Source organism: Pseudomonas sp. GM49, from assembly GCF_000282355.1.
Taxonomy (GTDB): domain Bacteria; phylum Pseudomonadota; class Gammaproteobacteria; order Pseudomonadales; family Pseudomonadaceae; genus Aquipseudomonas.
This window is the reverse complement of sequence record NZ_AKJL01000154.1, coordinates 1-11,171: the sequence shown is the minus strand read 5'-3', so window position 1 is coordinate 11,171 and position 11,171 is coordinate 1. Positions and strand designations below refer to the sequence as shown.

The following is an 11,171-nucleotide window of genomic DNA, read 5'->3' as shown; positions in this document are numbered from 1 at the left end:
CGGCGCAAGCTGCCGGTGAAGTTGTTCTGCCGCCGGCCGAGGTCTGCGCGCACACCGAGCGGCAGTTCAATGATCCTGGGCGGCCGTTGGAGGATGGGGAGTTGAGTGATCCGGATGCCATGCAATTGGCGTGGGCGGCGTTGTTGCGAATGCTGGATCGAGTGGCGCCTGGGTATCGGGACTGATCGAAGTTTTCGGTTGTTCAGGCGGGCCTCTTCGCGGGCAAGCCCGCTCCCACAGGGGATTTGCGTCGTACGCAAAATCTGCGACCAACAGAAAACCCTGTGGGAGCGAGCTTGCTCGCGATGGGCGCGCCACGGTCTATCAGACGGGCAACTGACTGGAGAAATGGCTCGCTCTTGCTGTACAGTCGTTCAGCCCGCCGCTAACCCGCGCAGGCCTAAACGATTGAACCAAGGAGCGTGTCGCCCATGAACCAGGAAGCCCGTTTTTCCCGTATGGAACCGGAGTTGCGCAAAGCCAACCTGATCGAGGCGACGCTGGTGTGCCTCAAGCGTCACGGCTTCCAGGGCGCGTCGATCCGCAAGATATCCGCCGAGGCCGGGGTCTCGGTGGGGTTGATCAGCCATCACTATTCCGGCAAGGATGAACTGGTGGCCGAGGCCTACATGGCAATCACCGGGCGGGTCATGACCCTGCTGCGCGATGCCATGGAGCAAGCCGCACCGAATGCCCGGGAGCGTTTGTCAGCGTTTTTCCGCGGTTCGTTTTCCGCCGAATTGCTCGATCCGCAACTGATCGATGCGTGGCTGGCGTTCTGGGGCGCGGTGAAAACCGCCGAGGCCATCAACCAGGCCCACGATCATTCCTATGGCGAGTATCGCGGCATCTTGCGCAAGGTGCTGGCGGAACTGGCCCAGGAGGAGGGCTGGGAAAACTTCGACGCCGACCTCGCCGCCATCAGTCTCAGCGCCTTGCTCGATGGCTTGTGGCTGGAGTCCGGACTAAACCCCGGCACCTTCACACCGGAGCAGGGCATCCAGATTTGCGAAGCCTGGGTCGACGGTTTGCAGGCCGGCGGACGCCAGCGCTTTTGCGTACAGACGAGCGACTGTTGATCAGTCGTTCAGCACTGGATACTCTCTGGCGCCGATGCAGGAAAACACTCTAATAAGAAACTGGCCTTCGGGCCTGAGCCGGACACCAAGCGATGACTCCTCGGGTATTGATCGTCGATGACGATCCGCTGATTCGCGATCTGCTGCACGCCTACCTGTCCCAGGAAGGCTACGACGTCCATTGCGCCGCCACGGCGGAACTGGCGGAAACCTTTCTGGCCAGCCAGACCGTAGACCTGGTAATGCTCGACATCCGCCTGCCGGGCAAGGACGGCCTGACCCTGACCCGCGAGCTGCGGGTGCGCTCGGAAGTCGGGATCATCCTGATCACCGGGCGCAATGATGAAATCGACCGCATCGTCGGCCTCGAATGCGGCGCCGATGACTACGTGATCAAACCCCTCAATCCAAGGGAACTGGTGTCCCGGGCGAAAAACCTGATTCGCCGGGTACGTCATGCGCAAACGCCACAGCCGGCCGTTGCGGTGGCCAAACCGGTCAAGCAGTTCGCCGACTGGGCGCTGGACACCGACCGCCGTCGCCTGATCGATCCGTCCGGCAATGAAACCCTGCTGACCCACGGCGAGTACCAGTTGCTCAGCGTGTTCCTGCGCAACAGCGGCCACACCCTCAGCCGCGACCAGTTGATGGACCAGATCCGCAACCGCGAATGGGTGCCCAACGACCGTTCCATCGACGTGTTGGTCGGGCGTCTGCGTCGCAAGTTGCACGACGATCCGGCCGAACCCCAGCTGATCATCACCATTCACGGTGCCGGTTACCTGTTTACCGCCGGCGTGGCGGCCTGAACCTGATGGCGCGATGGCTTTGCCTGCTGGCGATGCTGGTGGCCGGCCATGCCGTCGCGGCGGACAAGGTTCGTTATTGCGATTACCCGGTGTACCCGCCGATCTCCTGGAGCGATGGCAAACAGGTGCGCGGCCTGGCACCGAGCGTGGTGAAAAACCTGTTCGGCCAGTTGGGTTACGAGGTCGAGATTGTCGTGCTGGGCAACTGGAAACGCTGCCTGCTGGACGCCGCCGAAGGCCGGGTCGACGTGGTGCTGGCCTACAGCACTGCGCAACGCGAGCAAAGCATGCTGTTCTCGACGGTGCCGGTACTGCGTGAAGAAGTGGCGTTGTTCATCAACCGCCAGCATCCGGTGAAATTCGAACAACTGGACGACCTGGCCCGTTACCGTGGCGGTCTGTTGTTCGGCGAGAGCTACGGTGTGGAGTTCGATCGCATGGTCGCACGCAACAACAATATCGAATGGGTCTCCGACAGCCACCAGAACTTCGGCAAGCTGATTCGCGGGCGCATCGACTTCATCACCCAGGAGCGGCGTACCGGCCAGTTGTACGTGGAAAACCTGCCCGGCGGCCATGACATCGTTGCCTTGCCCAAGGCATTGAACGTGGATTATTTGCGGGTCGCCGTGTCACGGCGCTCGCCATTGGCCAATCGCATGCCCGAGATCGATGCGCAGTTGCAACGCATGGTCGACGCCGGTGACATCGAGCGCTGGCTCAACGAGAGCGAAGTAACCTACCGCGACATGATCCACCTGCCGGCGGATGCGCAATGATTCGCGCGCGTCCTGGTGGACTGCTGCGACGCCTGTTGCTGTTCATTCTGCTGTTCAGCCTGTGCTTCACCGTGCTGGCCAGCAGCGTGCAACTGTACATCGAGTATCGACGGGAAATGCGCGACATCGACTCGCGCATGGAACTCATCCGCGCCGGTTATCTGGCCAGCCTGGAACGCAGCCTGTGGGACTTGAACCAGGAACAGCTGAACGTGCAGTTGCGCGGGCTGGTGGACTTCTCCGACGTCGCGCGGGTGCATTTGACCAGCGCCGATTTCGACCTGATACAGGGCAATCCGGATCCCACGGGACCGCTGCGTATCGAGCGTTTTGCCCTGGACTATCAGCCGCCGTCCGGCCCGTTGCGCAACCTGGGCGAACTGGAGGTCAGTACCGATCTGGGAGCGGTGTACCAACGTCTCTACGCCACCGGGTTGACCAGCCTGTTGTGGATGGCGGTGTTTCTATGCGGTCTGGCCGTTGCCTTGTCGGGCTTGTTTTATCGACTGGTGACCCGGCACCTGAAAGTCATGGCCGAGTTTGCCCGGCGCATCGCCGCCGGTGAATGGCACGAACCCCTGCACCTGGACAAGCGTCGCGGCAGCGACGAAATCGACACCGTGGCCCACGCACTGGACGACATGCGCCGGGCGATCCTGTGGGATATCGAGCGCCGGGAAACCGATCGCCTGGCCTTGCAGGACAACCGTGACGAGCTGCTGAAAATGGTCGAGCGCCGTACCGCCAGCCTGATGCGTGCCAAAGACGATGCGGAAGCGGCCAACCTCGCCAAGTCGAGGTTTCTGGCGACCATGAGCCACGAACTGCGCACACCCCTCAATGGCATCCTCGGTATGGCCGAATTGCTGCGCGGTGCGCGTCTGGATGCCCAGGACGGCAAACGCCTGGATGCCTTGCACAAGGCCGGCGAAGGCTTGCTGACGATCCTCAATGAAGTGCTGTACTTCGCCAAGCTGGAGGAGGGCGTCAGCCATCCCGAACCGGTGGATTTCTCGCTGCGCCAGTTGCTTGATGAAGTGCTGACACTGTTGGAACCGCGAGCGCTGAACAACGACACGATCCTGAGTTGCCGGGTCGATCAGCGAATTGCCGAACATCACCACGGCGCCGAGCAGTTCCTGCGCCAGGTGCTGAGCAACCTGCTGGCCAACGCGATCAAGTTCACCGAAGGCGGCGAAGTCAGCGTAGAGGTGGCACTTCTCAGCGAAACGGGCGAACAGACCGGGCAGCGGCTGCGGGTCAGCGTCACTGACGACGGCATCGGTATTGCCCCGGCGATGCAGGCGAAGATTTTCGAGCGTTTCACCCAGGCCAGTGAAGAAGTGGCCCAGCGTTTTGGCGGTACGGGGTTGGGGTTGGCGATCTGCAAACATCTGGTGGAGCAGATGGGCGGCTGCATCGGCGTGGACAGCGAAGTGGGGCGCGGCAGTTGCTTCTGGTTCGAGCTGTCCTTGCAGCCGGCCAGCACTGCGGTTGAAGTCGCGCCGGTGCGGGCAGCGGGACCGGCACTGAACATCCTGGTGGTCGAAGACGTGGCGCTCAACCGCGAAGTGGCCAAGGGTTTGCTGCAACGGGACGGTCACCGGGTATGGCTGGCCGAAGAGGCGGAGCAGGCGCTGGAACTCTGCGCGGCGAAGGCTTTCGATCTGTTGTTGCTGGACGTGCATCTACCGGGCATCAGCGGCGTCGAGTTGTGCCGACAGATCCGCAACATCGATGGGCCGAATCGCCACACCCGCATCTTCGCCCTGACCGCCAGCGTGCAGCCGGCGCTGGTGCGCGGTTATCTGGAGGCCGGCATGGACGGTGTCCTGGCCAAGCCCTTGAAGCTGGAAAATCTGCGCCAGGTGCTGGAAGGGCATGCGCCCGTCGCCGAGTCGCTTCTGAGCGATGAGACAATGGACTGGCCGCTGTTGCAGACCCATCGCAACCTGCTCGGCGAGCAAAAGGTCCAGAGTCTGCTGGCAGTGCTGCGCGACTCGATTCTCCAGCACCGCGATGCGTTGAATGAAGCCATTGCCGCCGACGACTGCACCGAGGTCGCGCAACTGGCGCACCGATTGGCCGGTAGCTGCGATTCGCTGGGTTTTCGCTCACTGGCCACGACGCTCAGGTCTCTGGAGACGTTGGCCCTGGGCAACGATGAATCGGCGATCCGCCACATGAACCCCGCACTGGATGAGCAATTGCAACACTCGCTGCAGACCCTCAAAGGCCTGTTGCAGAGCTGACGTACAAGTTTGTTACGACTTTGTACAACTTCGATCCTTACGGTCAACGCGAACTTACATGGCTTTCCAATAATCGACGCAACCGCCGCAGCGCGGTCTTCGAAGCTTATTGGAGATAATAATAATGAATTGCCGTAAAGCTGATCCCTCCCTGCGCCGTGACGTCCTGTCGCGCGCTGCTCACCTCATCGACTGCTGAGGTGTCGACATGAACGAAAACACTGATCGCAGCACCCATCAAAAAGGCATCCAGCTGACCCGTGCCCTCAAGAGCCGGCACATTTTCATGTTGTCCCTGGGCGGAGTCATCGGCACCGGGTTGTTCATGGGCTCCGGCGTGACCATCAATCAGGGCGGCCCGGTGGGGGCGATCCTGGCTTACCTGGTCGCGGGTTTCCTGATGTACCTGGTGATGGTCTGCCTGGGTGAACTGTCGGTGCAGATGCCGGTGTCCGGTTCGTTCCAGACCCACGCCACCAAATACATCGGCCCGGCCACCGGGTTCATGATCGGCTGGGTCTACTGGATGAGCTGGGCCACCACCGTCGGTTTGGAATTCACTGCGGCCGGTATGCTGATGACCCGTTGGTTCCCGACGGTGCCGATCTGGTACTGGTCGGCGCTGTTCGTGGTGGTGCTGTTCGGCATCAACGCCATGGCCACCCGCGCTTTCGGTGAAGCGGAATACTGGTTTTCGGGGATCAAGGTTGCGGCGATTCTCGGTTTCATCGTGGTCGGCGTGCTGGTGATCTTCGGCGTGATGCCCCTGAGCAGCGGCGCACCGGCACCGATGGCGACCAACCTGATCGGTGATTCGCTGTTCCCCAATGGCCTGTCAGCGGTGTTCGCGGTGATGATGACCGTGGTCTACGCGTTCCAGGGTTGCGAGATCATGGGCGTGGCCGCCGGTGAAACCGATCAGCCGGAAAAAAGCATTCCCCGCGCCGTACGCAACGTGGTGTTTCGCGTGCTGATTTTCTATGTGCTGGCGATTGTCGTGCTGTCGGCCATCGTGCCTTGGCAGCAGGCAGGCTTGATGGAAAGCCCGTTCGTGCAGGTGTTCGACATGGTTGGCATTCCCTACGCCGCCGACCTGATGAACTTCGTGATCCTCACCGCGATCCTGTCGGTGGGCAACTCCGGCCTGTATGCCTCGACGCGCATTCTGTGGGCAATGTCGAAAACCGGCATGGCGCCGAAAAGTCTTTCGCCATTGAGCAAGCGTGGCGTGCCGTTGCGTGCCTTGAGCATCACCTTGTGCTTCGCGCTGGTGTCGCTGATGACCAGTTTCGTCGCCGCCGACACCTTGTTCATGGTGCTGATGGCAGTGAGCGGCATGTCCGGCACCGTGACCTGGATCGTCATCGCACTGGCGCAGTACAAGTTCCGCAAGGCCTGGCTGCGTGACGGCGGCAAACTCAGCGACCTGAAATACCGCGCGCCGTGGTTCCCGGTATTGCCGCTGATGTGCATCACGCTGTGCTGCTCGCTATTCGTGTTCCTGGCCCTGGATGAAACCCAGCGTCCGTCGCTGTATTGGGGCTTTGGCTTCATTGCACTGTGCTATGGCGCTTACTTCCTGATTCATCGCAAGCGTCAGGGCGTGCTGGCACCGAGCTTGCCGACTGTTTAATTCCTTCAATCCAACACATTCCCTGTGGGAGCGAGCTTGCTCGCGATGGCGGCATCAGGTTCAACATCACTGTTGACTGATCCACCGCAATCGCGAGCAAGCTCGCTCCCACAGTGGTTTGTGGCGATCGGTAAATCGACGACCTACCAGCTGTCAGCAGTTGTTCGAAGTTGTAACAGCGCCAATGGCATAAGCGCTTTCATCCAGAAATAATTCAATAAAACCAATGTGTTATCTGATTTTAGAGCTTGTTACAGCCCATTTCCCCGCAGATTGCCGCCTTACTGAACACTCGTTTAGTATGGCCTCAAGTCGCATCACCTCAGACCAATCACAATAATTCGAGGATTCCCATGACCACTCAATCGTCGCTGCTTAGCCAGGTCGAAGCAGGCGTTGCCTGGATCACCCTCAATCGCACTGCCCAGCGCAATGCGCTGGACATTCCGACGCTGAAAAACCTGCACACCCTGCTCGACGGTTTCAATGCCGATCCGGCGGTGCGCGTGGTGGTTCTGACGGGCAGTGGCCGCAGCTTCTGCGCTGGCGCCGACCTCGATGAATGGGCCGATGCCGAAGCCCGGGGCGCGCTGGAAACCTATGGCTGGACCGAAACCGCCCACGCCCTGATGACGCGCCTGCACAGTCTGGAAAAACCGACCATCGCCGCCATCAATGGCACCGCCGTCGGCGCCGGGATGGACCTGACCCTGTGCTGCGACCTGCGCATCGCCGGGCAATCGGCGCGCTTCAAGGCCGGCTACACCAGCATGGCGTACTCGCCGGATGCCGGCGCCAGTTGGCACCTGCCACGCCTGATCGGCAGCGAGCAGGCCAAGCGCCTGCTGTTCCTCGATGAGCTGTGGGGTGCTGACCGCGCCCTCGACGCCGGCCTGGTCGGCGATGTCTGTGCCGACGATCAGTTGCTGACGGTCACCAGCGAACTGGCCACACGCCTGGCCGCCGGGCCGACGTTCGCCTTCGCCCAGACCAAAAAACTCATGCGCGAAGGCGCCGATCGCAGCCTGGCGGAACAACTGCAAGCCGAACTCGCCGCGGGCCTGCTCTGCGGTCGCAGCGAAGACGGCAACGAAGCCCTGCGCGCCGCTATGGAAAAACGTCCGGCACGTTTCGTCGGCCGTTGATTCCCACACTTCTTTCAGTACACGAACAACAGGTAGCAGCATGAATTTCCAACTGACCCAAGAACAAGAAATGTTGGTGGACTCGGTACGCAGCTTCGTCGAGAAGGAACTGCTGCCCTATGAAGAGCAAGTCGACCGCGCCGACGAGGTCTCCCCGGAACTGGCGGCGCAGATTCGCGGCAAGGCGATTGCAGCCGGCTTCTACGCCTTCAACATGCCCGAAGAAGTGGGCGGCGGTGGCCTGGACTACCTGTCCCAGGCGCTGATCGAACGTGAGCTGTCAAAGGTGTCCTGGGCACTGCACGTGTTTGTCGCGCGGCCGTCGAAAATCCTCATGGCCTGCACTGGCGACCAGATCAACGACTACCTGTTGCCGTGCATCCAGGGCGAGAAAATCGACTGCTTCGCCCTGACCGAGCCGGGTGCCGGTTCCGATGCCAATGCGATCAAGACCCGCGCCGTGCGTGAAGGCGACGACTTCATTCTCAATGGCAGCAAGCATTTCATCAGCCACGCCGGGCATGCCGATTTCGCCATTGTCTTTGCCGTGACCGACACCTATGAACACAACGGCAAAAAGCGTAACGCCGTGACCTCGTTCCTGGTCGACCGCAACACCCCGGGCATGACCATTCGCCGTGGACCGAAGTGCGTGAGCAACCGTGGTTACCATACCTTCGAAATGTTCTTCGACGACTGCCGTGTGCCGGCCAGCAAAGTGCTGGGCGAAGTCGGCAAGGGTTGGGATGTGGCCAACGCCTGGCTGACGGCAGGGCGGGTGATGGTCGCGGCCAACTGCGTCGGTCAGGCCCAGCGCGCACTGGACGTGTCGTTGCAATGGGCGGCGGACCGCAAGCAATTCGGCCAGCCCATCGGCACCTACCAGGGCGTGTCGTTCAAATTGGCCGACATGGCCACGCAAATCCGCGCCGCCGAACTGCTGACCTTGCACACCGCCTGGAAAATGGACCAGGGCACCATGACCGATGGCGAGGCCGGCATGGCCAAGCTGTTCGCCAGTGAAGTGCTCGGCCGTACCGCCGATGAAGCGGTACAGATTTTCGGCGGCATGGGCCTGATGGACGAAGGTCCGGTGGAGCGCATCTGGCGTAACGCGCGGATCGAGCGGATCTGGGAAGGCACTTCGGAAATCCAGCGCCACATCATTTCCCGCGAGCTGCTGCGGCCGTTGCTGCGCTGATCGGACCGGAGAACAACCATGTCCCAGAAGATTCGTGACAACCTCAAACGCATGCTTGCACCGCAACACGTCGCGTTTGTCGGTGGCCGCAGCATGGCGCGCGCCCTCAAGCGCTGTGCCGAAGGTGGCTACCAAGGGCAAATGTGGCTGGTCAATCCACAGCACGACAGCCTTGAAGGTGTGCCGTGCGTGCGCAGCGTTGCCGAGCTGCCTTGCGGCCCGGACGCCGTGTTCATCGCCACCAACCGCGAGCTGACGCTGACCTGCGTGGGCGAACTGGCCGCCATCGGTGCCGGCGGGGCAATCTGCTACGCCTCGGGTTTCGCCGAAACCGGCGCCGAAGGCCAGGCCCTGCAACAGCAATTGCTCCAGGCGGCAGGCGACATGGCGTTGCTCGGCCCCAACTGCTACGGCCTGCTCGACTACCTGCACAGCTCCGCGCTGTGGCCGGTGGCCCACGGTGGCAAAGCGGTGGAGAAGGGCGTGGCGGTGCTGACCCAGAGCGGCAACTTCGCCTACAACCTGTCCATGAGCGACCGCTCGCTGCCGGTGGCCTACATGGCTTCGGTCGGCAATCAGGCGCAACTGGGCGTCGCCGAATTGATGGACGTGCTGCTCGACGAGCCGCGGGTCACCGCCATCGGCTTGCACCTGGAAGGGCTGAAAAACGTCCCGGGTTTCGCCCGGGCCGCGCACAAGGCGCTGGAGAAGGGCATCCCGATCATTGCTCTGAAAACCGGCGTGTCGCAGATCGGCGCCGAACTGGCCTTGAGTCACACCAGTTCGCTGTCCGGTTCCGATGCGCTGTACGACGCGTTGTTCGACCGTCTCGGGGTGATCCGCGTCAGCGGCCCGGTGAGTTTTGTCGAAACCCTGAAGGCCGCCGCCTGCGGCAACCTGCCGGCAGGCATTAGCCTGATCGCGCTGGCCTGTTCCGGCGGCGACGCAGGGCTGATTGCCGACTACGCCGAACGCAACGACCTGGGCCTGCCGAAGCTCGATCAAGGACAGGTCGGCGAACTCGCACAGGTGCTGCCGAGTTACGCCAACCTGGTCAATCCGCTGGACTTCACCACGGCCATCTGGGGCGATGGTGAAGCCTTGAACCGCATGCTCGACAGCGCCCTGCGCACCGAAGCCGACGCGGCGATGCTGGTACTCGACTACCCGTCGGAGTTCACCGGCGAGCGCAAGGAATGTGACCTGCTGCTGGAGCTGTACTGCGCGGCACTGCAACGTCACGGCAAGACCGGTTTTGTCACCTCGGCCTTCCCCGAGTTGCTGCCGGCCCATGCCCGTGAACGTCTGCACGCACAAGGCGTCGCGGCTTTGCAGGGCGTTGAAGACGGATTGGCCGCGTGGGGCCGCATCGCCGGTTATCAGCGCAATCGCCAGGCTTTGTTGGCGCTGGGCGAATCGGCACTGGTGCCGCTGTGCCCACACGCACTGGAAGGCGAAGGGCGCTTGCTCAATGAATGGGATTCCAAACAGGCTTTGAAAGCCTTTGGCCTGCCGACGCCAAACGGCGTGTTGAGCACCCCGGAGCAAGCCCTTAAGGAGGCCAAATCACTGGGCTATCCGCTGGTCTTGAAAGCCGTTAGCGCACAGCTGCCGCACAAGACCGAGGCCGGTGCCGTGGCGCTGAACCTCAAGGATGGCGCGGCATTGAGCGCAGCCCTGGAAAAAATGCACAGCAGCATTGCCGCTTACGCGCCGGGTGTAGCCTTCGATCAACTGTTGCTGGAGCCAATGGCCAAACCGCCACTGGCCGAACTGATCGTCGGCATCAAACGCGAAAACGATTTCGGCCTCGCGCTGGTGATCGGTGCCGGCGGCATTCTGGTGGAGTTGCTCAAGGACAGTCGCAGTCTGTTGCTGCCGACCACCGACGGCGCCATCCGCAAGGCCTTGCTCAGCCTGCGCAGTGCGCCGTTGCTGCAAGGTTTCCGTGGTCGCGAGTCCGCAGACCTCGACGCCCTGGTGACCGCGATCCGCGCCGTGGCCGATTACGCCTGCGAAAACGCCGCACAGTTGCTGGAACTCGATGTGAACCCATTGTTGGTCGGTGCCCAAGGCACGACTGCGGTCGATGCGTTGATTCGCCTCGGCCACGAGTGAGGACATGAATATGCAAAGCAAAACGTTGACCGGTGGCCAGGCCCTGGTGCGTCTGTTGGCCAACTACGGCGTCGATACCGTGTTCGGCATACCCGGCGTACACACTCTGGAGCTGTATCGTGGCTTGCCCGGCAGCGGCATCCGCCACGTCTTGA

The 11,171-nt window shown here is 61.9% G+C and carries 9 protein-coding genes and 1 pseudogene; all 10 read left to right on the top strand.

The window, feature by feature from the left end:
* Positions 1 to 185 (top strand): annotated as a pseudogene (locus tag PMI29_RS0130125) (class II aldolase/adducin family protein); the annotation flags it as partial.
* Between the two features lie 246 nt (positions 186 to 431).
* Positions 432 to 1,079, top strand: coding sequence for a TetR family transcriptional regulator C-terminal domain-containing protein (locus PMI29_RS14785; protein ID WP_007981565.1), 648 nt, complete (start codon positions 432 to 434; stop codon positions 1,077 to 1,079).
* Between the two features lie 92 nt (positions 1,080 to 1,171).
* Positions 1,172 to 1,888 (top strand): response regulator, encoded by a 717-nt coding sequence (locus PMI29_RS14790; protein ID WP_007998181.1) that lies wholly within the window; start codon positions 1,172 to 1,174, stop codon positions 1,886 to 1,888.
* A 5-nt stretch (positions 1,889 to 1,893) separates the two neighbouring features.
* Positions 1,894 to 2,667 (top strand): substrate-binding periplasmic protein, encoded by a 774-nt coding sequence (locus PMI29_RS14795; RefSeq protein ID WP_007998179.1) that lies wholly within the window; start codon positions 1,894 to 1,896, stop codon positions 2,665 to 2,667.
* Positions 2,664 to 4,919, top strand: coding sequence for a hybrid sensor histidine kinase/response regulator (locus PMI29_RS14800; RefSeq protein ID WP_007998177.1), 2,256 nt, complete (start codon positions 2,664 to 2,666; stop codon positions 4,917 to 4,919). The genes PMI29_RS14795 and PMI29_RS14800 overlap by 4 nt, the downstream gene beginning before the upstream one ends.
* A gap of 208 nt (positions 4,920 to 5,127) precedes the next feature.
* Complete coding sequence (locus tag PMI29_RS14805; RefSeq protein WP_007998176.1) at positions 5,128 to 6,552, top strand: amino acid permease; 1,425 nt, start codon at positions 5,128 to 5,130, stop codon at positions 6,550 to 6,552.
* Positions 6,553 to 6,905: 353 nt separating this feature from the next.
* Positions 6,906 to 7,697 carry an enoyl-CoA hydratase/isomerase family protein gene (locus tag PMI29_RS14810; RefSeq protein WP_007998173.1) on the top strand — a complete coding sequence of 264 codons (792 nt, stop codon included), beginning with the start codon at positions 6,906 to 6,908 and terminating at the stop codon, positions 7,695 to 7,697.
* A gap of 40 nt (positions 7,698 to 7,737) precedes the next feature.
* A complete protein-coding gene (locus PMI29_RS14815) occupies positions 7,738 to 8,898 on the top strand; it encodes an acyl-CoA dehydrogenase family protein (protein WP_007981552.1) in 1,161 nt (386 codons plus the stop codon).
* 18 nt (positions 8,899 to 8,916) lie between these two features.
* On the top strand, positions 8,917 to 11,016 hold the full coding sequence (locus PMI29_RS14820) for an acetate--CoA ligase family protein (protein WP_007998171.1): 2,100 nt from the start codon (positions 8,917 to 8,919) through the stop codon (positions 11,014 to 11,016).
* Between the two features lie 10 nt (positions 11,017 to 11,026).
* Positions 11,027 to 11,171: thiamine pyrophosphate-binding protein (locus PMI29_RS31130; RefSeq protein WP_007998169.1), on the top strand; the 145-nt coding region annotated here is incomplete at its 3' end.